This window comes from Actinomadura kijaniata NBRC 14229 (genome assembly GCF_001552175.1).
Lineage (GTDB): Bacteria > Actinomycetota > Actinomycetes > Streptosporangiales > Streptosporangiaceae > Spirillospora > Spirillospora kijaniata.
The window spans coordinates 45,082-68,634 of the sequence record NZ_BCQR01000031.1; the positions used below are offsets into that span (position 1 = coordinate 45,082).

At 68.8% G+C, this 23,553-nt stretch carries 19 protein-coding genes; 10 read left to right on the top strand and 9 right to left on the bottom strand.

Going from position 1 to position 23,553, the window contains the following annotated elements:
- The first annotated feature begins 400 nt into the window (after positions 1–400).
- The 4 genes from AKI01S_RS51650 to AKI01S_RS11510 all read left to right on the top strand — a co-directional run bounded on the left by AKI01S_RS51650 (position 401) and on the right by AKI01S_RS11510 (position 3,617).
- Positions 401–751, top strand: coding sequence for a protein-arginine deiminase family protein (locus AKI01S_RS51650; protein ID WP_281186047.1), 351 nt, complete (start codon positions 401–403; stop codon positions 749–751).
- Positions 752–1,122: 371 nt separating this feature from the next.
- Positions 1,123–1,440 carry a hypothetical protein gene (locus AKI01S_RS11500; RefSeq protein ID WP_157419778.1) on the top strand — a complete coding sequence of 106 codons (318 nt, stop codon included), beginning with the start codon at positions 1,123–1,125 and terminating at the stop codon, positions 1,438–1,440.
- 595 nt (positions 1,441–2,035) lie between these two features.
- A complete protein-coding gene (locus AKI01S_RS11505; protein ID WP_067814840.1) occupies positions 2,036–2,257 on the top strand; it encodes a hypothetical protein in 222 nt (73 codons plus the stop codon).
- Positions 2,258–2,300: 43 nt separating this feature from the next.
- On the top strand, positions 2,301–3,617 hold the full coding sequence (locus AKI01S_RS11510) for a tetratricopeptide repeat protein (protein ID WP_067814843.1): 1,317 nt from the start codon (positions 2,301–2,303) through the stop codon (positions 3,615–3,617).
- 149 nt (positions 3,618–3,766) lie between these two features.
- Here AKI01S_RS11510 and AKI01S_RS50380 read toward each other — a convergent pair whose 3' ends face one another.
- Positions 3,767–4,000, bottom strand: coding sequence for a hypothetical protein (locus AKI01S_RS50380; protein ID WP_157419779.1), 234 nt, complete (start codon positions 3,998–4,000; stop codon positions 3,767–3,769).
- 514 nt (positions 4,001–4,514) lie between these two features.
- Here AKI01S_RS50380 and AKI01S_RS11520 point away from each other — a divergent pair.
- The 5 genes from AKI01S_RS11520 to AKI01S_RS49050 all read left to right on the top strand — a co-directional run bounded on the left by AKI01S_RS11520 (position 4,515) and on the right by AKI01S_RS49050 (position 10,297).
- Positions 4,515–4,961, top strand: a complete 447-nt coding sequence (locus AKI01S_RS11520) for a hypothetical protein (protein ID WP_067814851.1) — start codon at positions 4,515–4,517, stop codon at positions 4,959–4,961.
- Between the two features lie 786 nt (positions 4,962–5,747).
- On the top strand, positions 5,748–6,980 hold the full coding sequence (locus AKI01S_RS49045; RefSeq protein ID WP_218009636.1) for an isochorismate synthase: 1,233 nt from the start codon (positions 5,748–5,750) through the stop codon (positions 6,978–6,980).
- Positions 6,981–7,094: 114 nt separating this feature from the next.
- Entirely contained in the window at positions 7,095–7,790 is a 696-nt protein-coding gene (locus AKI01S_RS11530) for a sulfotransferase family protein (RefSeq protein WP_067814862.1), read from the top strand.
- A gap of 187 nt (positions 7,791–7,977) precedes the next feature.
- Positions 7,978–9,090, top strand: a complete 1,113-nt coding sequence (locus tag AKI01S_RS11535) for a methyltransferase (protein WP_067814864.1) — start codon at positions 7,978–7,980, stop codon at positions 9,088–9,090.
- A 305-nt stretch (positions 9,091–9,395) separates the two neighbouring features.
- A protein-coding gene (locus AKI01S_RS49050) for an IS5 family transposase (protein WP_439951665.1) occupies positions 9,396–10,297 on the top strand; the annotation gives its coding sequence in 2 pieces (ribosomal slippage) (positions 9,396–9,731 and positions 9,734–10,297; 900 coding nt in all).
- A gap of 14 nt (positions 10,298–10,311) precedes the next feature.
- On the opposite strand, the gene AKI01S_RS11550 is transcribed toward AKI01S_RS49050, so the two are convergent.
- Positions 10,312–10,941, bottom strand: a complete 630-nt coding sequence (locus AKI01S_RS11550; protein WP_067814880.1) for a class I SAM-dependent methyltransferase — start codon at positions 10,939–10,941, stop codon at positions 10,312–10,314.
- Positions 10,942–11,165: 224 nt separating this feature from the next.
- Between AKI01S_RS11550 and AKI01S_RS50385 the strand changes: the two genes are divergently transcribed.
- The gene (locus AKI01S_RS50385; protein WP_067814881.1) at positions 11,166–11,438 is read left to right on the top strand and encodes an alpha/beta fold hydrolase; all 273 of its coding nucleotides are present in this window, start codon (positions 11,166–11,168) and stop codon (positions 11,436–11,438) included.
- 513 nt (positions 11,439–11,951) lie between these two features.
- Here AKI01S_RS50385 and AKI01S_RS11560 read toward each other — a convergent pair.
- The 7 genes from AKI01S_RS11560 to AKI01S_RS11590 form a co-directional block, all read right to left on the bottom strand.
- Positions 11,952–12,197, bottom strand: a complete 246-nt coding sequence (locus AKI01S_RS11560; protein ID WP_067814882.1) for a hypothetical protein — start codon at positions 12,195–12,197, stop codon at positions 11,952–11,954.
- A gap of 2 nt (positions 12,198–12,199) precedes the next feature.
- Positions 12,200–12,907, bottom strand: coding sequence for a TetR/AcrR family transcriptional regulator (locus tag AKI01S_RS11565; protein ID WP_067814883.1), 708 nt, complete (start codon positions 12,905–12,907; stop codon positions 12,200–12,202).
- A 117-nt stretch (positions 12,908–13,024) separates the two neighbouring features.
- Positions 13,025–14,356, bottom strand: coding sequence for an alanine/glycine:cation symporter family protein (locus AKI01S_RS11570; RefSeq protein ID WP_218009639.1), 1,332 nt, complete (start codon positions 14,354–14,356; stop codon positions 13,025–13,027).
- A 191-nt stretch (positions 14,357–14,547) separates the two neighbouring features.
- Positions 14,548–15,360: a hypothetical protein gene (locus tag AKI01S_RS11575; RefSeq protein ID WP_157419780.1), complete on the bottom strand. Its 813-nt coding sequence runs from the start codon at positions 15,358–15,360 to the stop codon at positions 14,548–14,550.
- A 4-nt stretch (positions 15,361–15,364) separates the two neighbouring features.
- Positions 15,365–20,218, bottom strand: a complete 4,854-nt coding sequence (locus tag AKI01S_RS11580; RefSeq protein WP_067814889.1) for a DNA repair ATPase — start codon at positions 20,216–20,218, stop codon at positions 15,365–15,367.
- 63 nt (positions 20,219–20,281) lie between these two features.
- Complete coding sequence (locus tag AKI01S_RS11585) at positions 20,282–22,321, bottom strand: flotillin family protein (RefSeq protein WP_067814891.1); 2,040 nt, start codon at positions 22,319–22,321, stop codon at positions 20,282–20,284.
- Positions 22,322–22,365: 44 nt separating this feature from the next.
- Positions 22,366–23,004 (bottom strand): OB-fold-containig protein, encoded by a 639-nt coding sequence (locus AKI01S_RS11590; protein WP_067814894.1) that lies wholly within the window; start codon positions 23,002–23,004, stop codon positions 22,366–22,368.
- Positions 23,005–23,553: the final 549 nt, after the last annotated feature.

Consider the following 23,553-nt stretch of genomic DNA (forward strand, 5'->3'; position numbering starts at 1 on the left):
GAGATCCGCTGTGGCCTCGCCCGCCGTGCCGCCGTGAAGTCAGCGATGTTGGCCCGGACCTGAGCCAACTCGGCTTCACGCGACCACGGTTCCGGCTCCTCGTCCCCGCCCCGCCGCCGTGCCCTCCTCCTCGTATTTGGTGATCATCGTTTCCGTGAGTACCGCGTCCACCTTGGGACCGGGGATGCTGATGCCCCCGCAGCCACCTGGGCTTCTGGCAGGGCACGCGTGGTAGAGGGAGGCCGGGAGCCTTCGTCCGGATGGCGTGGGCCTTCACCGCGCGCAGCTTCGCGCCGCAGCCCGGCTTGCCGTAGCGCAGCGTTCCCGTGAACAGGTACTTCCTGCTGTTCCCTCAGCATCCCGATCGGATCACCTGCGCGGTCTGAAGACAGACCACACGGTGTCATCACGATGCGCCACGGAGGCAGCTCCGCGGTGGTCAGCGCAGGTCGCGGCGGAGGAGGAGCATGAGACCGGTACTCTCAAGCCGCAGGGCTCGTTCGTGGCCTATCGGCCGGATGCCATCAACGGCATCGTGCTCGACCGGCGGCGTTACCTCGCCCCGCTCCAGTGGGGACCGGTCGTGGGTGGCCGTAACGTCTTCCAAGGTGAGATTGAGCGCGCCTACCGCGAGGTGGGGATGGAGGTGGACCACATCGACGACTACACCATCCACCACTCCATGGGCGGCGAAATCCACTGCGGGACCAACGCCGTCCGGATGGTCGCGGAACCGTGGTGGAGGAAGTGAGACGCCCCGGTCGTCGCGGTTGACGGCGCGGCACCGATTCCGGGTGAACGACGTCGGGCGCCACCGCCACGGCCGCTGGCACGGCCATCGCCACTGCCGCCATCGCCGCCGCCCCTGCCCGCCCGCAGGCGGTCCAGGTCGCCCCCGACGGTGACGATTCCCATGCCTATTACGAGAACGTCCTGGGAGCTATGCCGACGGCGACGCCTGCTCTAGGCGGTGACACTCCGCCACCCTGGGCGCCCGCCAACGCGGCGTTGGCGGGCGACTTTCTTGACCACTTCTGTGTCGATCCCGGGGTTTTGCACCTGCCGTCACACGGAAGGTAACTCTGCGCAATAAGCAGTTACCTTCTGTATGCGAGGTGTTTCGTGAAAAGTCTCAACGCCGTGGCCCTCACCGCATCGGCACTCCTGTCGGCCGGATTGTTCACCGCCACCGCCAGCGTCACCGCCTCGCCGGCGGCCGCCAGCCCGCAGGCGCCAATCCGCTGCGCCCTGTACACCGCCCACGCCAAGCACACCTCGGTGGCGCATTGCAGCAGATCACGCGCCTACCAGCACTGGGTCAGGTGTCAGGACCCGCGCGGTAAGACCACCGTCGAGATCACCCGCAAGTTCACCGGCACCCGCAGCAAACTGCCCTGCCCCCACACCTACCGACTCCTCAACCACTCCATCGGAGTCTGACCGGCACATTCATCCCAGACGCCATTCACAAATGGAATGAGCCGCAAGTCCGGGCCGCCGATGCAGGGTACGGAGCGTACGACGCCATCCAGCGACCGGGACCGGCCCGAAGAGGCCGTATGCCCGGTCGCCGCGTCCGGCGGCGTGGCGGTGTCGGGGGTCATCGTGCAGGGACTCGTGGGCCTCGCGCGGGCGCGCGCCGCGTCCACAGTGTCGCTGTCGGCTTCGCGTAGCGACCGGGCGGCCTTGGAGGTGGTCAGATGGCGTCGGACCGGGCGGCTCCGAACGGACCGCCCGCGCCCGGGGCATGGTCGAGGCGATCTCGTCCGACACCGATGATGCGGGCGGTTCGGCGCCCTCCGGATGCTGGGCGAGGTCACCGTGCCCGCAGTGCTGCATCCCGAGCTGACCCGCATGGAGATCGTCGGAGGGTTCTTGGGACAGATTCCACCTCTACGACCGCTTGCGCGCCCGAGGGTGCTTCCGGCCGCGGACAAGACAAGATCTCCACTCCCTATGATCACCTATGGCATTGAAGTGCATACATATAGTGATGAAGCCGAGATGGAAGTGCATCCCACCGAAGGAGGAAGTCATGGAAGACATCTGGACCGACAGGACCGGACCGCTGGAGGAGCTGGTGCCGGCCGAGCCGCTGGCGCTGGACCGGCGACCGGGCGGCAACAGCGGCCGCACCTGCAACCTCTCATCCGACGATGAGGCGGCCGAAGAGCCGGCGGAACAGCCGATGAAGGACCCGACAGGGCAACCGGCGGAGCGGCCGGCGCCTCGCCCGGTGACGGAGCCGCAAGAGTAGCTTCCCGGTGACGGTCGAGTTGTGGAGGACAGAGCATCCGGCGATGCACGCCCTGCTGGCGCGCACCAGCCAGGTCGATGTGCTGTGGCGGCGGCTTTTGGACGGCGATCCGGGCCGGGGTCTGGTGCGGGCGGTGGTGGCATGGTCGGCCGGGGCCGCTCTGTCCGACGCCGAGCTGCGCCGGCAGATGGTGCGGGCCCAGCGCGACGCCGCAGACGTCGGTCTGCGGGAACGCAGCCTGGTGCACGCGTTCCATCTGTGCGCCCATCGGCACCACCGCGCCGCCGCCACCCATCTGGCCCGGCACCTGGACCGCTTTGCGGCCGATCCGCTGGCGGTGCCGCTGCTGGGTGCGTTCGAGCAGGCCGAGGACACCGGCCTGATCGAGCAGGGGCGCGCATTGATCGCCCGGCAACACACACTGGCCGGGCCCGACCAGGACTGGGCGTGGGCGGCGGCGCTGGCGGCGGTCCGGGCCGAGCAGCACCGCCTGGACGAAGCCGAACGGCTGGCCCGGCACGCCTTGCGGGTCCAGCCGCGTTCAGGCCCGGCCGCGCACGCCCTGGCGCACGTGATGCACCTGCGCGGCGCCGCAGGCGACTACGTGGCGTTCATCGACGCCTGGCTGCTGGCCGACCCGCATGTTCCCCAGCGTCCGCACCTGCAATGGCACGCCGCCCTGCAATGCCTGGCCGACGGGGATGTACAGCAGGCCCGCCACCGCGCCGACACCGAGCTGGCCGCCGGCGACGTGGGTATGCGCTCGCAGGTCAACTGGCGGCTCCTGTTGACCGGGCACACGCCAGCCCGCACAGTCGAGGCCGACCACGCCCGGCGCCTGCTGACCGAACCCGGCGGCATGGTCAGCATCTTCCACACCTTCCAGCTCGCCCTGGCCTTGGCGGTCGCCGGGGACACCCCGGCACTGGACCGCCTGGCCCGCACCACCGCCGCCGACCCTCGCCCCGCCTGGCGGCAGGTCCTGACCCCGGTGGTGCAGGCACTGGCCGCCATGACCAACGGGCACCCCGGGCGAGCCGCGCTGCTGCTGGAACCGCTCCGCCAGCAGATCACCGAGCTGGGCGGAGTCACCATCGAACGCGAGGTCATCAACGACACCCTCGCCCGCTCGCTGTTGCTGTCCGGCCGCCCCGACCAGGCCGCGGACCTGCTGCACCACCGCCGGACCACCCGCACCCATCACCACTACGAAGATCTCCTGCTCAACTCCGTCACCCGATCCACCCGGTCCGACGGTCAGACCGGCGACGTGTGCGGTGCGGCCGACCACATGCACGCAGCCGTAGACGCAGCGCAAAACAGGGTCGCGCGCATGTCGGCGCCCGGGCCCGAGTTCTGAAGGCCAAGGCGGTAGCGACCGCCCGAGGCCTTGGTGGTCCAATACCCGATGATCACCAAGGTCTTGGCCGACGCCTCCTACCACTCCAAGGTCACCGACCACACCACAGTTCTGGGCACCGATGTGGAGCTGGTGAGGTCAGCTCAGCGTCATTGAGTTGTTGGCGTCGCCGACGAGCAGGTAGCTGCTTCTCCTTCGGCCAGCAGCAGGTTGGCGCCGATGGTGGCGGCGGCATTGCGCTGCCAGGTGCCGGTGAAGGGCTTGCGGGGTGAAGCGGTGATGTCGACGGTGTGGGAGGTGCCGTCGCAGTCGGGGGTGGTGGTGCCCGCGCCGATGCGCTCGTATTTGGGGGTGGTCCTGGTGCGCGGCGGTCGTGCCGCCACCGCCGCCAGGTGGGTGCCTTTGGTGCAGGTTTAGGTGAGATTGACGGTCAGCTGGCGGCCATCGGATCCCACGGTGGCGGTGTTGGCTTTCACACCGCACTCAGGCCACCAGGACGAGTACGCCCTGACCGCGTGATCAACCTTCTCCTTCAGAAGGAACCGCACCCATCCTCTTGCACTGGTCATCGGACAGCTCAGGACGTCGGGTCATGCTGGGCTTGTGCCCGCATGACCCGAGGTCCACCAGAGAGCACCTGGTACTGCCCCGCCCCGTTCCCGCCATCACAAGGTGACCGGCGTCCAGCCCAACCGCATGAGACCTGGCTGGAATCCCGGAATCTTCCAACAATCTACTCACAAAGAGTCATTGAAGTATTTCAGAGGGTAGTTGATGGAGTGCTTGCGGCAACCCGCCGTAGCCCGACCGGCGGATCGACACCTCACCAGATCGTGACGCCGCCGGTGACCGCGCCATCCGCCTGGGTCGGTCTTCCCGCCCGAAAGGAAACCGGCAATGATCACCACCGCTCTGGCCGCCACCGCGCTGGCGGCGCTGCTGGCGGGCGTGCCCGGCACCGCGCCGCCGCCATGCAAGCCCATGGTCAAAGACCGCAAGGCCAGCCTAAAGGTCAACACCGCCACGGTAGGGGCCGATGGCCGACAACTGATCATCAACCTCACCTACACCTGCACCAAAGGCACCAACCTGGCAGCGGTGGCGGCACAACCACCCCGAACCGGAACCACCCCCAAATACGATCGCATCGGCGCAGGCACCATCACTCCCAACTGCGACGGCGCCTCCCACACCAGTGACGTCACCGCCCAACCCCAAAAGCCCTTCACCGGCACCTGGCAGCGCAACACCGCCGCCACCGTCGGCGCCAATCTGCTGCTGGTCGAAGGACAATGCAGCTACCTGCTCATCGCCGACGTCAACAACGCGATGACACTGAGCTGACCCCACCACCCACCGCCAGGTGGTGAGTCGATGTTCGACTCGCCCAGTGATCGCAGCACGCTGCGCTCGAGAAGCGCAGGCCTCAGTTCTTGGTTTCGACTGGCATGACTCCTCATGCCGGCGATCAAGCCGTAGGCGACAGAACAGCCGACGGTACGCCTCAGCGGCACCGAACGGTCAGTTGCTCGATCATCCGGGCTGACCCGCGTTGACACGACATGCTGGAGAGATAGCCCTCAGGGCTTCATACGGCAGAACTGGATCCGGCGCCCGCCCAGGAGGCTGTTATCCATCTGCATGATCATGAAAGGGGTGGAAAACAGCCTCCTGGCAAGGCTTGAGAAGCAGCCCGTCTTGTTCTCAGCGCCACACCTGATGCACACCTTCCCTCCAGCTGGGGTCTGGATTGATACGCGTCATGCACCGAAAGCCAAAAGTGATCTGCCATGGCTTGGAAATCATGAAACTTGATCAGCGGTAGTCGTCACCGGAAGGCGGGCAGGGGCCTGGATAGTCAAGATCGGTCGCCCGTCGAGGGCGCTGCCCGTCAAGAGGTTCCAGTGATCGCTGCCACCATCACCGCTGTATTCGTGACCTTGACAACCGCACCTCCGGCCGCGACAGCATCAGGACTCGCAGCCCGCGCTACGGGAGTGGGCCGGTGAAGCTGCCGCACACAGCCAACGAGCAGAGCTCAGGCTCGCGCGAGAGCATCTGTGCAAGCGGCCGAAACGACCAGGGCACCGCTAAGCGGCGACCGGTTACGACATGGCGAGGTGTCGAACTGTGAAGGCGGAAGAGTTCTTGCTCGCATCACCGCGCGGCACGCTGAGAGCAGCCGGGATGGCGGTCGCAGTTCCACCTCGGGCCGAGCACGGAGGCGCGGAAAAAGTCGCAGTGGGCCTGGAGGATCTCCCCGAACGAGTCGACGGCGTACTGAGTGCTGCGCTGGCGTCCGGGCGCTCAGCGCCGATCGTGGTGGGAGCGATTCCGTTCGCTGGCGATACGCATCCGTACCTGTTTGTCCCCCAATACGTGCGCTATGGCCCTGCGCCGGAACCGGGCCGCAATGGCAGTGGGGCGGACTTCGGCAGCACTCCCCATCCGACTTGCGGCACGGTCACTGGTGCGCTGTCCGGTGCCGAGCCCGCTCCGCCGGACTGGCGGGCGGTACCTTCGCCTCACGGTTACCTTGAGGCGGTCCGCCAGGCCGTGGGCCGGATGCGCGCCGGCGAGCTGGACAAAGTGGTACTGGCCCGTTCGTTGAGCGTCCCGTTCACCGGTGAAGTGGCCCCACTGCTGCAGGCCCTGTCCGAACGCAATCCCCACGCCTACACCTTCGCCGCGCCGCTGCCCGGTGGTCGTATTCTGCTGGGCGCCAGCCCTGAGCTGCTGGTGTCACGCTCGGGACGCAGGGTGGTCGCCAATCCGCTGGCCGGTTCGCTACCGCGCGACCATGATCCGGCCACCCTGATGACCTCGGCCAAGGACCGTTATGAGCACTCCGTCGTCGTGGACGCGGTCGCCAGGAGGCTTCGTCCCTACTGCGCTCGGTTGTCGGTGCCACCGCACCCCACCCCGGTGGCGGCCGGATCCGTGTGGCATCTGTCCACCCAGATCACCGGCGAGCTGACCGATCCGGCCACGACATCCCTGCACCTGGCCGCCGCCCTCCACCCCACCCCGGCCGTCTGCGGCACACCTACCAGCGCGGCCCGGCGGCTGATCGCTGATCTGGAGCCGTTCGACCGCGGTTTCTATACCGGTCTGGTCGGTTGGCAGGATGCCGTCGGCGACGGCGCATGGGTGATTGCCTTGCGTTGTGCTGTCGCCGGGGACCAGGCCCTCACGTTCTACGCTGGCGCGGGCATCGTCGCCGACAGCGACCCGCACGCCGAACTGGCCGAGACTTGCGCCAAGTTCCGCACCGCCCTGAGCGCCCTGAGCCCAGCCGCAGCGAACCTGGCCGCACAGCCGTCCACTTCCCGGCCTTCAGCCCGCCACACGGCCACCAGATAGAGGCCACCGGACAACACTTATGCAGCAGGCCGCTGGAGACGGACCGGCCATACTCCCCCGAGAACTACTATCAGTAGTTATCCAATCACGTTAAAGAGACCGTGGAGGCAGCCGATGCTGGAGGTCATTGGAGTGGGGTTCGGCCGGACCGGCACGGTGTCCCTGACGGCCGCCGTCGAGGAGCTGGGGTTCGGCCCTTGCTATCACCTGAGAAAGATGTTCGAGCGTCCCGAACAGGTCCAGATATGGCGACGGGCGGGCCGAGGCGAACCGGTGAACTGGAACCAGGTCTTCGACGGCTACGGATCCAGCGTGGGCTGGCCGGGGACCCGGTTCTGGCGTGAGCTGGTCCACTGGTTCCCTCAGGCCAAGGTGGTGCTGACCACCCGCGATCCCGATCTCTGGTACGACAGCGCCAAGCACACCATCTTCGATGCCGACCTGGTTCCTCCCCCCGGGACGGTGGAGTCCCACCTGGCTCCGATGATGAGCCTGGTGGAGGAACTCATCTTCGATGCGGTGTTCGACGGGCGGCTGGACGATCCCGATCGCGCCATCGCCGCGTTCAACCGTCACAACGACGCCGTCCGCCAGCTAGTGCCCGCCGAACGGCTATTGGAGTTCGATGTCACCCAAGGGTGGGAGCCACTTTGCCACTTCCTGGATGTACCGGTTCCCGACCGCCCCTTCCCGCGGCGCAACGACCGCAAGCAGTTCGCTACGTTCATCCAGGCCAAACGTCGGCAACTCTCTGCGGACGACATCGCGCACCGAACCTCAGCACCACCCAGAAACGACGGCATCGCCTGATACGCCCATCGCATCCCGCATCGCAGCGATCAACCACCGATGCACGCAGGGCGATCCCGCTGTTCGACGGGCAAGGATGCCGGTTCATGCTCAGCTGTCGAGCAATATCGCGGAGACCGTCAAGCCAACGCCACGGCAGACGACCACCTCACCACCGTGTGCATCTATATGCTCACCTCTCGTGAGGATGATCAACGGAAACCGGAAGACATCTGACCTCGACGCCGCCACCGAGGTGTTCTGCCTGCTGGGCGGCTTCAAGATCTCTCAAGCGTTGTACGTGGTCGCGCGGCTGGGCGTGGCCGACCATCTTCTGAACGGCCCTCGTAGGGTGGCCGACCTCAGCGACGAGGTCGGCGCCCGGCCCGACATGTTGCGCCGGCTGCTGCGTGTCCTGACCGCCGAGGGGATCTTCCTGCTGGAACAGGACACCGACCGGGTGGCCTTGGGCCCCCTGGGTGGGCCGCTGGCCTCCAGCACACACAACTCGCTACGCAACCTGGCGATGATGTGGATGGAGACGCACTACGCCTCCTTCGCAGACCTGTGGAAGACCGTCCATGACGGCCGTCCCGCCATGGAGCATCACCACGGTGTCCCCTTCTTCGACTGGCTCGGCCAGCGGCCAGACCAGGTCACCCAGTTCTCCCGTGCCATGAACGACACCCTGCGCGTATTCCGCATGGACACGCTGCGCCGTATCGACCTGTCCGGTGTGGACACCGTGGTCGACGTCGGTGGCGCTGACGGAGCGGTGTTGGCCGAACTCGCCACTTTGCATCCACACCTGCGCGGCGTTGTCTTCGACCTCCCAGAAGTCGTCGTCGATGCCACCCGACGACTGTCGCTGGCCGGTGTGTCCGACCGCATCACCACCGCAGCAGGTGACTTCTTCGAGGCGGTGCCCGCTGGAGCGGATCTCTACCTTGCCTGCATGATCCTGCACGACTGGAACGACGAACAAGCCACCCGCATCCTGCGCGCCATTCACACCGCCGCCCCGCCGGGCGCCCGCCTGCAGTTGATGGACATCGTCCTGCCCGAGAAGGAGATCTCACGCCCTGTCTGCTTGATGGACCTGACCATGATGGGCACTGTCGGCGGCCGCGAACGCACCGAGCACGACTGGCGCACCCTGCTGACCGCGGCCGGCTTCACACTGAACCGCATTCTGCGGTCACCCACGCCGTTCACCCTGCTGGAGGCCACCCGCACCAGTTCCTCAGAAATGCCCCACCCCGCCCCGCACACCAGCCAGCCAACGACAAGCCCCACCCACAGAACCCGAGCAACCGAATGAGCGGGACTCCGCGCTCAGATCGCGTGCTGGAAGCGTGTTGAGGGTCGATCGCCATGCTTGCTCCCCGATGATCAATACCCTCCTCGATCCGCATGCGCTGCTCGCACAGATCAATCGGAACGATCTGCGACACGCGTGTTCAACGTGCGTCTGCTCCCGGCTACGGCCCTGCAATGCCCCCGAGGTCGTCCCGATGGTGGAGGGCGTGCTGCGGCACCGCACCGACGCCACCATCGACCGCTAGGGCGTGTCCCGTGATCTTTGATGGCGGTTTGTTGTAGATGATCCGTGTGGATGAGGAGCGTCTGAAGCGTCATGACCTGACGGACGAGGAGTGGGCGCGGCTGGCGCCGCTGCTCCCTATGCAGAACGTGCACGGGGCTAGGTGGAGCGATCATCGGATGGTGATCAACGGGGTGTTCTTCCGGACCCGGGCGAGCTGCGCCTGGCGGGACCTGCCGCCGTGTTACGGCAGGTGGAAGACGGTCTACAACCGGCATCGCCGGTGGTCGCTGGACGGGACGTGGGAGCGGATCCTCGACGGGCTGCGCGCCGGGTGCGACGAAGCCGAGGGCGAGGACTGGACGGTCAGCGCCGACTCCACGATCGTGCGGGCGCACCAGCACGCGGCCGGGGCGCGGCACGCCCCGGCCGTCGACATCACCCAAAAGGGGCCAGTAAAGATCACGAGCGGGTGACGAACGGCGGTCGCGAAGCGCTTGGCCGGTCCCGGGGTGGTCTGACCACGAAGATTCACCTGGTCGCCGATCGGCGGTGCCGTCCGATCGCCCGGCTCACCTCGCCCGGACAGCACGCCGACTGCCCGAAGTTCATCGCGCTGATGGAGTCCATCCGCATCCCGCGCCGCGGCGTTGGCCGTCCTCGCAAGAAGCCGGCACCCGCCTTGGCTGACAAGGCGTATTCCTCCCGCGCCAACCGTCGCTACCTGCGGCGACGCGGTATCAAGGCCGTTATCCCGGTCAAGAAAGACCAGGCCGCCCATCGCGCCGGCCGCGGCTCTAAGGGCGGACGGCCGCCGGTCTTCGACCGTGACGCCTACAAAGAACGCAACACCGTCGAACGCTGCGTCAACAAGCTCCGCCAGCACCGCGCCGTCGCCACCCGCTACGACAAGAGAGAACGCATCTACCAGGGCACCATCGACGTCGCCTCGATCCGCATCTGGCTCCGCCACCCCGCCAAATGATCAAGGGGCAGTCCCTAGTGGAGGCGTGCCAGCAAGTGGGCGTCGAGGAAGCCCCGTTCGGAGGCCGGATCGTGGAGCAGCCTGGCGAACGTGACAAGCCCGACCCCGGCCAGCAACTCGGCGAGCCGGTCCACCGGCCAGCTATAGGCGGGCGTCACCTTGTGGTCGAAGCGGACCGGCTCCGGTCCGTTGGTCGCGAAGAACGAGACCAGGAGCAGGCCCCCTGGGGCCAGGACACGTGCCTGCTCGGCGAGGAGCGCGGGCATTTCCCCAGGAGGGGTGTGGATCATCGAGTAGTGGGCCAGCACGCCGCCGAGAGCGCCGTCCTCGACCGGCAAGGCCTCCATCCGCGCCTCGTCAAACCGCAGCGCCGGATGGGCCCTCCGGGCGTGTTCGACCATGCCCGGGGAGAGGTCGAGCCCGAAGGCGTCCAGCTCCAGATCGTGCAGCATGGCCGTCAGATGTCCTGGCCCGCACCCGACGTCGGCTACCCGCGGCTTCCCGATCCCGCGCACCAACTCAGCGAAGGTGCCGATCATGTTCCGCGAGAACGGCTGATCCTCCAACCGATCGGCGAACATCGACGCATACAGCTCGACGACCCCGTCATAGGCCGCTCTGGTCTCGTCCTGGTACTCCGTCACGGGAAGGGAAACTAACACCCGCGCACCTCCGCACCTTCTCCGGGCCCTATGCCGACCCCGCCCCTGGAGCCTGACCGTCCCAACACATGATCACGGGACAGGCCCTAGGGCCGAAAGGTCCACCGAACGGCCTTGAGCGCTCGACAGCTGTCAGGAAGGGTTGTGCCGTCGGGAGGCGGCTTTCAACCCCGACACTGTCGCAGCAACTGAGCTGGCATGCGCCGGTGGAGTTCCGCTTGGAACGGCGCGTCCCGGCTACGGGCGCACCCGCTCTCCACCGGAACGACGCCGCGGGATTCGCCGACGTGGTCGCCGAACTGTGCCGCGAGCTGGGGATCGACCGGCTCACCGCCGCGGTGGACCAGTCGGCTGGCGGCCCCACCGCCATCGCGCTCGCCGCCCACCACCCCGACCTGGTCGAACGGCTCCTTCTACAGAGCGCCGTGGATTTTGAGCCCTGGTCCGTCGAGCACCTGAGATCGCGTTGCGGTTGCTGATGCGCGACCTGACGCTCCGTTCAGCAGGGGGCGTTCGTCGCCAGGCTCACCTCCGAGCGCCTCGCTCTGCGGCTGAGGCTGTTCGCGCAACTGCGCTCGGGCACCGGTTTCGCCGCCGACCTGAAGCACACGACCGCGGCCCCCCTCGCCCATGCCCAGGCATGGGCCGCCGCGATCCCGCGCGCTCGGCTGGTCACCAGCTCCGCAACCGGTCACTTCATCTGGCTCGGTGACGACCACCCCGCGACCGCCGAACCATCCTCGGGCTCCTTGCCCCTGATACCGCCCGTCGCTGAAGGGCGCGGCGCCGGTCACGTTCCGATCAGGTTCCGCACGACGAGCACGTACAGTCCCCAGACCGAGACGGCGGCGATGAGCGCGTACTCCCGCCAGGCGAGCCCGGGCCGCGCCTGGATGGCGAACGACATGAGCTTGACCGGCGGGAAGGGGCTCCGGGGCGACTTGTCCTCCGGGAGGGGTGGATGAAGCGGTGGAAGTACACCTGGATGAGGCTCATCCCAACGAAGAGTCCGGTGAGGAAACTGAGATGGTGCGCCCCGCTCGCGAACAGCAGGCGACCAGGAGGATCTGGACGGCCAGGGTGACGTCGTCGTAGACGGCGATGACCTTGTGGTCCTTGGCGTGGTTCCGCTCCATCTGCCGGATCCGCTTGTCGTAGGGCAGCAGGAAGTGGATCGCGAACCGGACGAGCGCCTGCACGCAGTAGAGGACCAGAAGGATCTTCAGCGCCAGCTCCATCGTCAGCCTTCTCTCTCTCGCCGGGGTGGGTCGAACCAGGCGTGGAGAGCGGACGGATCGACGATGTGGATCGACCCGGGGGCGACGCCGAGGATCCGTTCCAGGGCGACCGTATAGGCGGCGACCGTCCGATCGACGGTACTCAGGTCGGCACGTCCCTCCTCGCGGGCGGAGAACAGATCGCCGAGACGTTCGTTGAGGTCCTGGACCAGGGACACCAGGACCTGCCCGAACCCGACGGCGGTCGGCAGGGTGAAGACGCCGTCCCGCACACCCTGCTCGACCACCCGCTCGAACAGCGGCGCGAGCCGCTCGGCGATGCCGACACGGGTCCTGTGCCGCATCAACGCGTTGCCGTCGGAGTTCCAGACGCGCAGCAGGGCGACCAGCCGATCGCGGTGCTCCGCCTTCCAGCCCGCGAGCGCCTGGAAGATCTGGTTGAGCTTGCCAAGGGCGTCGGAGCCCGGGGCTTCGGCCGCCTCGGTGAGACGCTCTTCGATCTGGTCCGCCGTCCGGTCGACGATGCCGGCCAGCAGTGCCTGCTTCGAGCCGAAGTAGTGGTAGAGCGCGCCTTTGGATATACCCAGCTCATCCAGGACGTCCTGCACGCTCATCTGCTCGTAGCCGCGGGCCTCCACCAGTCGCTGGGCGACGTCGAGGATCTGTCGCCGCCGCATCGCGTGCGCCGCCTGGTCGACCGTCCGGGCCATCTCCACTCCTCTATTATTAAACCGACCGTCGGTTTAATAATAGAGGCGGACGTGCCCGCATGCTGTCACCGCGGCATCGAGCCAGCCCTCCGGACCGGCCCGATGCCGCGGGTCAGGTCATCGCTGGGCGGGTTCGGCTTCGGTTTCGCGGGGGCGGTCGCGGAAGTAGTCGCGGGTCTCGCGGTAGACCAGCGGGGACAGGATGAGCAGGCCGACGAGGTTGGGCAGGGCCATCAGGCCGTTCATGACGTCGGAGAAGGTCCACACGGTGGTGAGGGTGGTGGTGGAGCCGACGTAAACCACCGCGATGAACAGCAGCCGGTAGGGCAGGACCGAGCGGCGGCCGAACAGGTACACCATGCAGCGTTCGCCGTAGTAGGACCAGCCGAGGACGGTGGAATAGGCGAAGAAGATCACGCTGATGGTGACGATCACGCTTCCCCACTCGCCGGGCAGGCCCTCGTCGAAGGCGCGGCCGGTGAACTTGGCGGCGTCCTCCTTGCCCGCCTCCTTCCACACGCCGGTGACGATGATGGTCAGGGCGGTGAAGGAGACGACCACCAGGGTGTCGATGAAGGTCTGGGTCATCGAGACCAGGGCCTGGCGGACGGGGTGGGTGGTCTTGGCCGCGGCGGCGGCGATGCCGCCGGTGCCGAGGCCCGACTCGTTGGAGAAGATGCCGCGTGCCACGCCGTAGCGGATGGCGGCGGCGACGGCGGCGCCGGTGAAGCCGCCGGTGGCGGCGGTGCCGGTGAAGGCGTCGGTGAAGATCAGGCCCAGGGCGGCGGGCACCTCGCCGATGTTGAACGCCAGGACGGCGGCGGCGCCGAGCACGTACAGAACGATCATCACGGGGACGAAGGCGGCGGTGACGCGACCGATGTTCTTGATGCCGCCCAGGATGACGGCGGCGGTCAGCAGGGTGATGATGGCGCCGGTGCCCCAGGTGGGCACGCCCCACTCGTCGTGGACGTTGGCGGCCACGGTGTTGGCCTGGGTCATGTTGCCGATGCCGAAGGCGGCGATGGCGCCGGCGATGGCGAAGAAGCCGCCGAGGAAGACGCCGAGGGGGCCCTTGATGCCGTGGCGCAGGTAGTACATGGGGCCGCCGCTCTGCTCGCCGACGGCGTCGGCGCGGCGGAAGCGGACGCCCAGGAACGCCTCGCTGTACTTGGTGGCCATGCCGAGCATGCCGGTGACCCACATCCACAGCACCGCGCCGGGGCCGCCCAGGGCGATGGCGGTGGCGACACCGGCGATGTTGCCGACGCCGACGGTGGCGGCGAGCGCCGTGGCCAGGGCCTGGTAGTGGGAGATGTCACCGGCGGCGCCGCCGTCGCTGCGCTTGATGAAGGCGAGCCAGAAGGCGAGGCGGAAGCGGCGGATCTGGAGAGCGCGGAGCAGGACGGTGAGGTAGAGGCCGGTGAGCAGTAGCAGGGGGATGAGCAGCCAGGGGCCTCAGACGAAGTCGCTTGCGTTGGTGAGGATGTCGTTGACGGTATCCACGTCACCACCGTTGGCAGAGGGAGCGGGCTGGTCACCAAGGAAACTAAGGAGACGGTCGGTGACTTGGAAGACCTGGGACGAAGAGTTACGAAATCATGTTGGTTCGACGTCGGAAAAATCGGCGACGGGCGCTGTCACGTTCGAGGCGGACCGGGTTCGCTCAGCAGGTCGCCCCGGATGATGCGATGCGGCCCCCGGTCGTCGGAGAGTTCTCCCCGAGCGTCGGGATGGGCGTGGTAGTAGCGCAGGGCGTGCCACAGCAGCGCCGGATCGACGTTGAGCGTCTGGGCGTGAAGCTCGATGCGCGAGCGTGGGAGGAATCTCCGGGGACCGGACTCCTCTGAAAGGAGCAAGACGATGAACTGCGTGTTGTTCGCCCCTTGAGCGGTGATCTCTCGGATCTTCTGCCAGGGCACGGCACGCGGATCGGGTTTTCGCTCCAGGACGACGGCGGCCGGGGTCAGGATCACTCGGCGTGTGCGCCGCGGTCGGCCGGTGGCGAGGCGGGCCGACAGAACCACGCCGACGCCGAGGAAGACCAATGCGATGGCGACGAGTAGGGGATCGCCACGGGTTCCGGAGGTGGTGGAGAACGCCAGGGCTCCCGCCGCCGTTCCCGTCCCCAGCGTGTAAAGGACGCTCGTCGGGCCCCCGGTTCCCGCCCGGTAGGGGAAGACGACGCCCGTCCCGTCGTGGCGGACCGCCGTGCGGTCGCGTGCGAGGACCGTCAGCCGTGCGGCGGTCAGGCACATCAGGCCGAAGACGGTGGTCGCGGTGGCGAGTGCGGGATCGAAGGACGAGTCGCCGCCGGCGGCCGGCGCCCCCGCCGCAAGGCAGAGCACACCGAACACGGTGACGACGGCGGCGCGAGGCCGTCCGGCCGCTTTCGGCAGGGACCAGGCCAGGGGCCAGGGAAGTCCGGACGGGCTCAGGCGGTCGCGTGTCATCGGGTCACCGGACCCGGTGGTTGCCGTTGGAGGGGAGGGCGGCGGCGCGTTCGATGGCCTGCTCGACGGACCCCACCCGGTCAGCGAGCAGATGGATCGCGCGGGCCACCGAGTCGTCGTCGCCGAGAGCCTGCGCGCGCTGGTGGGCGGCCTTCACCTCGGCCCAGCGGCGCTGCTGGACGGCGGTCATCAGGCCGCGCAGCCCGGCGAGCTTGAGCAGGTTCGCCTCGGCGTCGGAGGTGAGGGTCTGGGCTTCGGCCTGGTAGTGGTCGGTGATCGTGTTTTCCAGTTCGTCGTCGTTCATCACCGGGACGATGCGTTCGGCCAGCTTGTTCATGTCGCGGTAGGAGCCCTGGAGCCGGAAGGGCGGTTCGGTGCGGGAGGCGTCGGTCTGGGCCGCCGAGGCGATGTAGGCGCGGTTGACGGTCAGGACCGTTCTCTGGACGCGCAGGAGCTTGTCCAGGACCGCGAGGATCTGGCCCAGTTCGGCCTGCTGGTAGGGGTGTGTCAGGCGGTCGGGGCGGACGGTGTCGTCGCCCGCGGCCATGCGGACCAGCAGGTCGATGTCGCCACGGTCACGCGTCGACAGCGGGGCCAGGACCGGGTTGGAGGTCAGGGCGTTCTCAACGTAGCTGAGGGCGAACAGGTCCTCCCTGCCCGACAGCACGTCGCCGAGGTTCCACACGTCGGCGCGGTTGGCGAGCATGTCGGGGACGTGGAAGCGGGTGCCCGACCCGGTGTAGGGGTTGCCCGCCATGCAGACCGCGAAGCGCCTGCCCCGCAGGTCGAACGTGCGGGGCTCTCCGTCGCGGACGCCCTCGATCCGGCGCTGCGCGTCGCACAGCGGGATGAAGCGTTGGAGCAGTTCGGGTGAGGTGTGCTGGATGTCGTCCAGGTAGAGCAGGACGTTGTCGCCTAGCTCCAGCGCGAAGTTGATCTTCTCGACCTCGCGGCGGGCGGCGGCGTCGGGGGCTCGGGCGGGATCGAGGGAGGTGACGCCGTGGCCGAGGGCGGGGCCGTCCACCTTGAGCAGGAGCAGCCCCAGGCGGTCGGCGACGTACTCCATCAGCATGGTCTTGCCGTAGCCGGGCGGGGAGAGCTGCAGAAGCAGGCCCATCCGGTCGGTGCGCCTGTCGTTTCCCGCCGCGCCGAGCTGCTTGGCGAGGTTGTCGCCGACGAGGGGCAGGTAGACCTCGTCGATCAGCCGGTTGCGGACGAAGGAGCTCATCACCTTCGGCTTGTACTCGGCCAGGCGCAGGCGTCTGCTCTCGGCGGCGACCAGGGCGTTGCGGCGCTTCTGGTAGGCGCGGAACGCCGGGACCCGCTCGGTGCGGAAGCGGTGGACGCGGGACAGCACCTCGTCCAGGCGGAGGTCCAGGACACGATCGGTGACGCGGGGGTGCGTGCCCAGCAGGTCGGCGACGGTCGCGGTGAGGACGGCTTCGGAGTCGTGGCGCGGGAACGCTTCCCCGCACAGCGTCACCGCGACCGCCTCGGGCAGATCGGCCGGGTTCCCGAACGAGGCCAGCCACGCCTCGGCGAGCTGGCGGCGGGCTTCCAGGTCGTCGCCGAGAGCGTTCAGATCCTTGTGGAAGTCGGCGCGGGCCTCCCCCATCGCCTCGTCGAAGTCGCGCAGCAGTGTTCGCGCCCCCACGCTGGTGACGAAACCGACAGGGGTGCTGGCCAGCTCTTCGACCAGGTATTCGGCGGCCAGCGAGGCGTGTGGACCGCCGATGGCGGCGGCCAGTTCGCCGACCAGGTCGGTCACGGGTCCGGTGCGGCCGAACGCCTGGCGCGCCCTGACCAGGGACGCGGCGCGTGTCGCCCACCTCGCGCGGGCGGACTCGTCGAGGTCGAACGCCCAGAACAGCTGAGCGGCGGCTCGCGCGTGGGTGGAATAACGCAGCAGCCCCGCGTCCTGCCGCAGACGGAGCAGCGCTTCCAGGATCCTGGCGGCGTCGTGGTCGTGGACGCCGCGTTCGTAACCCTCGTCATAGCGCGCGGCGGCGGCGGTGCGGACCAGGTGGAGGAGATCGTCGCCGGGCGCGGCTTCGTCGAGCAGGGTGACGGCCAGGTATTCGGCCCGGTACACCTCGGCGTTCTCCGACGGCAGCGTCTGGGTGCAGAACTCCCGCGTCTCCGCGAACGCCGCGTCCCGCACGGGCGACCGGTAGCCGGTCCCGGTCACGGTGAACGCCATCGCGTCGCCGTCCGGGACCAGCGTCAGCTCGATCGGCTGGGTGTTGACGGCGAACCGGTGCCGCCCCAGGCGGATGGTGTCGCCGCCGTCGCCGTACAGGTCGAGCCGGTCGCGCAGGGACCGTCCGGCCTCCTGCCGGGCCCCCTTGACGCGGCCGTCCAGCTCCTCGGCGCGGGCCTGGTCGCCGAGGCCGCGCAGCTCGTCGGCGACGGTGCGCAGCCGCGTGACCATCGCGTCGGTGGCGAAGAAGGCGTTGATCTCCTCCAGGGAGGCCAGCATGGCCGCACGCCGCCGTACGCCCGCCAGGATGCGGTCGGCCGACTCGGTCAGCCGGGCCGCCTGCCGGGCGCGGTCGTCCAGCAACGACTGCTTGCGCGCCGAGAACGCCTCGTAGAGGTCGGTGCGCTTGCTCTCCAGCTCCGCCAGGAAGTCGTCGAAGTCGGCGAAGCGCGACTCCAGCGACTCGATCTGGAGCAGCAGCCGTCCCAATTGTTCGTCGCAGCGCCCGGGGGTGTCGGCGGTGGCCAGCGCCCCGGCGATCGCCTGCTCCAGCAGCGCGAACTCCGCTCCGAACGCCGCCCGTCCCTCGACGTCGAGGAGTTCGCGGCGGCGGTTGTCCAGCACGGCCCAGGCCCGGTTGACGCCTCCCAGGACCTCCCCGACGCGTTCGAGGATGGCGGTGCGGACGGTCGCGTCGGCGATGTCGAGGGAGCCGACGACCTCGGTGACGACCTCCAGGCCCTCGGTCTGCGCCGCGAGCCGTTCGGCGACCGGCGTCGCCTCGGCGGCGGTCGTGATGGCGGCGGCGTCGGCGGTGAGGCGTTCGATGGCGGCGTGGTAACCGGTGAACGCGTCCGCGCCCCGCAGGAACTCCACCGCGTCGCGTCCGGCGGCCTCCAACGCGCTGGTCAGCGACGCCACGAGCTCGTCGATGCGCCCGGTGTCGGCGTACCGGATGTCGCGCAGCGTCTCCACGCGGCCCTGTTCCCGCCGGAGCTCGGCCAGCAACGCCACCCAGCCGTCGGCGCTGTCGGGAGCCTCGCCCGCCGCGCGCCGTATCAGTGCTCCGACCGCGTCGGCGGCCTCGTTCACGGCGGTCTCGGCCTGCGCGGTCAGTGCCCGGACCTTCTCGTACTCGTCGAGCGCCAGCGCGGCGGTCCGGCGGACCTGTTCCATGGGGGCGCGCAGGTCGTCCAGTTCGGTGTCGCCGAGCCAGTGGTGCCGGTCGGCGGCCCGCGCGCACGCGGCGATCAGCGCCTGGAACACCTCGGCGGAGGGTTCCATGTCCCGGACCATGCGGGTGATCGCCAGGCTGTCGGCGATGCCGCGTACCAGGTCGGCGTTGCCGACGCGCTCCAGCGGGCCGGTCCCGGCGGACTGGGCGGCGGCATGGGCGTCCGAGACGAACGGCGTCGTCCACACCTGCATCGGATGCACGCGGGTCGGTTCGTCGCCGAACGCCCGCAGCGCCACCAGCGTGCCGTCGTCGAACAGCGCGAAACCGTGGCAGACGATCGGGCTGGCGACCTGTTCGCGGACGGTGTTGTAGGGCAGGAGCAGGCAACGGCCGTCGTCGCGGGAGTGGAAGACGTACAGGACGTCCTCACCGTTGGGAGAGCGCACGGCCCGCTCGTACTCCAGGCCCGTGACGTCGGTGTCGAAGGTCTTGGCGGCGCCGGTGTCCAGGTAGTAGCCGCCGGGGAAGATGACGCCCCGGTCGTCGGGGAGCCTGCGGCACGCCTGCTCGATCCCATCGAGCCGGACGACCTGCCCGGCACGGGTGTTGAAGACCAGGTGCCGCCAGGCGGTCTCGTTGTAGGGGCGGATCCGCAGCAGGATCAGCGCACCGACGCGGGCGTGCAGCACGTCGGCGTCGGCGAGGCTCTGCAACGGCTCGTCCACCGGCTCGGCGTAGACGCCCGCGTCCGACTCGGTGTCGTTCTCGGTCTTGACGGTGAGGGTGCCGCCGAGGGTGTCGACGAACACCTCGCCGCCGATCGAGATGTGCGGGAAGCGGCCCGGCACGTGGTCGTCGCGGGTGGTCTCGGTCCAGGTGAAGTCGTGCGGGTCGGGGAGGACGTGGTCGCGTTCGCCCCGGTTGTCCTCGTAGGCGATGGTGCCGTCGGCGCCGGTCCGCCAGCGCAGCACCCGGATGTCGGTCAGCCGCGGGCCGGTCTGGAAGACCGCCAGCAACCGCCCCTCGACGCGCCGCAGCCGCAACAGCCGCGCCTGCCGGTAGTACCGGTACATCTCGGCGAAGTCGCGGCGGAAGCCGGGATCGTCCAGCAGCCCCGGCACCGCCTCCGGCGCGACCTCGGCGAACACGGTCCGCCCGCCGTCTCCGCGTGTATGGCGATGCAACGCGAACACGTCGGCGACCTCGGTCTCGGTTCTCACGCCAAGGGAGGGGTTGGAGCCGAACAGCATCAGCCCGCCGACGGCGACGACGTCGCGGGGCACGCAGTCGTGGTCGGTGCGGACGCGCTCGGTGTCGACCAGGCGCAGCTCGGTGCCGCCGAACGTGGCCAGGCGGCGCGCGTTCAACGTCTCGGCGCGTTCGGCCAGCTCGGCGGCGTGGCCCGCCAGGCGGGAGCGCAGCACCTCGTAGGTGCCGTGATCGAGCCCGGCCTCGCCGGTGGGAACCGTCTCCCGGCTCACGTCTCCTCCTCGCGACGGGGCGGCGGCGTCCCGGTCCGCGGAACGCCGCCGTGTCAGGGGTCGTCAGTTCTGGGCGGGGACGGCGCCGTTGGCCGCGGTGGCGGTCGGCGGGGCGGCGTTCAGCGGGGCGTCGGCGACGCCCAGCTCGCGCGCGGTGTCCAGCAGCTCCCGGAGACGTCCGGTCTCGGGGCCGCCCGCCTTGATCAGCCGCAGCAGCAGCGCCGACAGGGTCAGGTCCCGAACGCCCGAGGCGTCCAGCGATCCCAGCAGCCTGCCCAGGTCGTCGGTGAGGCTGCCGGTGCCGTCCAGCCACGGCCCGGCCACCCCCTGGACGACCTGCGAGCCGTTCACGAACCCGTCCACGCTCTTGCCGAGCGCGATCGAGCCGACGAGCCGGTCGAAGAACACACTGTCGCCGCCGACGATGTCGATGTCGGCCTTCTCCAGCCCGGTCGCCACGATCCTGGCCTGCGCCTCGGCGACCCGCCGCTGGGTCTCCAGCCCGGCCAGCCGCAGGTCCTTCTCCGCCTCCAGCCGCAGCCGGTACTCCTCGTGCTGGCGGGTGGCGTCGTCGAGCGCGGCCATCGCGGCGGCCTTGTCGGTCAGCCCCTCGGCCTCGGCCTTGAGCTTGGCGCGGATCGCCTCGGCCTCGGCCAGCGCGAGCTCCTGCGCGGCGGCGGCGTTGGCGCGGCCGACCTTCTCGATCGCCTCGGCGTCACGCTCGCGCACCCGCACCTCGGCCAGGCCGGGCGCGGCGGCCTCGGCCTGGACGCCCTCGGCCAGGGTCCTCTTGGCGGTGGCCTCCAGCTCGGCGGTCTGCTGCCGCGCCTCGGCCAGCACCAGCCGCTCGCGCGCCCGGTGCCGGGCGGCGGCCTCGGCCGCCTCGGCGGCCTTGATGTCCTTGACCAGGTTCTCCTGCGCCTCGGCCTCGGCACGGATGATGATCTGCTGGCGTTCGCGCTCGGCCTCCTCGGTGGCGCGCAGCCGCTTGATGGACTCCTCCTGCTCGGCCACGGTCCGCTCCACCGCGATCCGCTCCCGGACCACGTCGGCGATCTCCCGCTTCTCGCCCTCGATCTCCTTGTCGGCGGCGATCCGGGTCAGGCCGGTCTCACGTTCGCGGGCGATGACCTCCAGCAGCCGGTCCTTCGCGATCCGCTCCGACTCGATGGCGATGACGCGTTCGCGGTTCTTCTCGGCGACGGCGATCTCACGGTTCTTGTTCTCGGTCTGCACGCCGAGCTGCTCGTCGGTGCGGATGTGCGCGGTCTGGGCGCGCAGCCGCTCCTCGGCCTGGACGCGTTCGATCTCGGCCTGCTCGCGGGCCCGCACCGTCTCGACCTCGCGCCGCTGGCGGATCTCGGCGTCGGCCTGGCGGCGCTCCAGCTCCAGGATCGCCTCGCGCGCCTCGACGTTCTGCCGGGTGATCTCCTTCTCCTCGGTGCGGGCGTGCTCGTTGGTCGCCACATGCTGGATCGCGGTCAGCTCGGTGATCTTCCGGATGCCCTGGGCGTCGAGGATGTTGTTCTTGTCCAGCGACAGCAGCGGCGTCTGCTCCAGGTGGTCGATCGCCGCGTCCTCCAGGCTGTAGCCGTTCAGGTCGGTACCGATGACCTCGATGATGTGGTCACGGAACTCGTTGCGCCGGGTGTAGAGGTCCTCGAAGTCCAGGTGCTTGCCGACGGTCTTCAGCGCCTCGGAGAACTTGGCGGCGAACAGCTCCTGCAACGTCTCCTGGTTGCTGGCTCGCTGTGCGCCGATCGCCTGGGCGACCTTGATGACGTCCTCGGCGGTCTTGTTGACCCGCACGAAGAACGTGATGCGGATGTCGGCGCGGATGTTGTCCTTGCAGATCAGGCCGTCGCGGCCGGTGCGCTCGATCTCGATCGTCTTCACCGAGATGTCCATCACCTCGGCCTTGTGCAGCACCGGCAGCACCACCGCGCCGGTGAACGTCACGTCCACCGACCGCGTCTTGGAGATGATCAGCGCCTGGCCCTGCGGCACCTTGCGGAACAACCGCGTCACCACCAGCACCAGGCCGAGCGCCACCAGCAGCGCCAACGCCACCAGCACGCCGATCCCTATGGTCAGGGCATCCATCGAAAAGTCCCGTCTGTGAGGGGAAAGGAGAGGACGCGGGGAGGTCAGCGGCCCGGGTCGAGCGCCGTGTCGTACGGCATGACCAGGAAGACCTCGCCGATCGCGTCGTAGTCGAAGATCAGAGCGGTGGCGCCGGACAGGAGCGCCACCGCGTCGCCGTCAGGTACGCGGATCTGCACCACGGCCGTCGAACCGTCGGCGGCGGTGACCTCGGCCTGCCCGAAGCCGGCCGTCACCCGTCCGGTCCGGACGACGCAGAGGCGGCCGACGAAGTCGCGGCGCGACGGCGCGACGTCCGCGGGGAACACCCTGCGCAACGGCCGCACCAGCGCCCGCGTCACGAGCCAGGCCCCGGCCACCGCCGCCACCAGCACCGGCACCGTCACCCAGGCATGCGCAACGCCCACCAGCACCTGGCCCACCAGGCTGAGGAACCAGGCCAGCGCCACCAGCAGCGACAGCGCGACCGTCACCGGCACACCGCCGAGCCCGGCCCAGGCCATCAGGTCGCCGAGACCGCCGCCCTCGCCGCCGTCGCCAGCCCCCGCATCGGCGTCGACGTCGAGGGCGTCGGTCCCCAACGCCCCGAACAACACCAGCACCCAGTACCCGGCCACGACCATCAGCACGAAGCTGAAAAGAACGGCCGGAAAACCGAGCGCGGCGTCCAGGAATTCACCCATGACAAACACGCTCTTCCGCATTTATGGCAGCAGTCGTCGAGCCAATGGCGACCGCAGGGAATGCGGCTACCCGGCTTGTGAGAAAGACAGCGGAGTCTTCAGAGCAAGAGTCCGCGGCCGAACGCGGTCACGGACTATCAGGGAAGGCGCGCGCCAACAGCACGCAGCGCATGAGTGAGGTTCGAGATGAAGGTGCCATCAGGTCCCCGTCGGCCGTGGACGCACCCCAACAGCACGTCTCCCAATGCCGACCAGACTTCCCGGCTCACCTGACGGTGATATTAGCGCATCCTTTACAGGGACGAAAGAGGGTTGCGCGCAGTTCCGCCCATAAGGACGCCTCGTGCGGGCAGCACGTTCGCCACAAGGACGGATGCCACCTGCTCGTCGCGCCACTCCTCCCGCACCAGGATGAGGCGATTGCGGAGATACGTAGCAGATAAAGCCACAGATGGTGAGGAACTTCCTGGGGAAACCATGGAAGCTTGAGACCCCAAGGACCGGCGGTCGCTCTCCACGCCAAAGAGCCGTCGATCACGAGAGGACTTC

Coding starts and splice junctions, on each gene's coding strand:
- AKI01S_RS11505 (WP_067814840.1), top strand. CDS start 2,036: ATGGAAGACATCTGGACCGACAGGACCGGACCGCTGGAGGAGCTGGTG.
- AKI01S_RS11510 (WP_067814843.1), top strand. CDS start 2,301: ATGCACGCCCTGCTGGCGCGCACCAGCCAGGTCGATGTGCTGTGGCGG.
- AKI01S_RS11520 (WP_067814851.1), top strand. CDS start 4,515: ATGATCACCACCGCTCTGGCCGCCACCGCGCTGGCGGCGCTGCTGGCG.
- AKI01S_RS11530 (WP_067814862.1), top strand. CDS start 7,095: ATGCTGGAGGTCATTGGAGTGGGGTTCGGCCGGACCGGCACGGTGTCC.
- AKI01S_RS11535 (WP_067814864.1), top strand. CDS start 7,978: ATGATCAACGGAAACCGGAAGACATCTGACCTCGACGCCGCCACCGAG.
- AKI01S_RS11560 (WP_067814882.1), bottom strand. CDS start 12,197: ATGGAGCTGGCGCTGAAGATCCTTCTGGTCCTCTACTGCGTGCAGGCG.
- AKI01S_RS11565 (WP_067814883.1), bottom strand. CDS start 12,907: ATGGCCCGGACGGTCGACCAGGCGGCGCACGCGATGCGGCGGCGACAG.
- AKI01S_RS11575 (WP_157419780.1), bottom strand. CDS start 15,360: ATGACACGCGACCGCCTGAGCCCGTCCGGACTTCCCTGGCCCCTGGCC.
- AKI01S_RS11585 (WP_067814891.1), bottom strand. CDS start 22,321: ATGGATGCCCTGACCATAGGGATCGGCGTGCTGGTGGCGTTGGCGCTG.
- AKI01S_RS11590 (WP_067814894.1), bottom strand. CDS start 23,004: ATGGGTGAATTCCTGGACGCCGCGCTCGGTTTTCCGGCCGTTCTTTTC.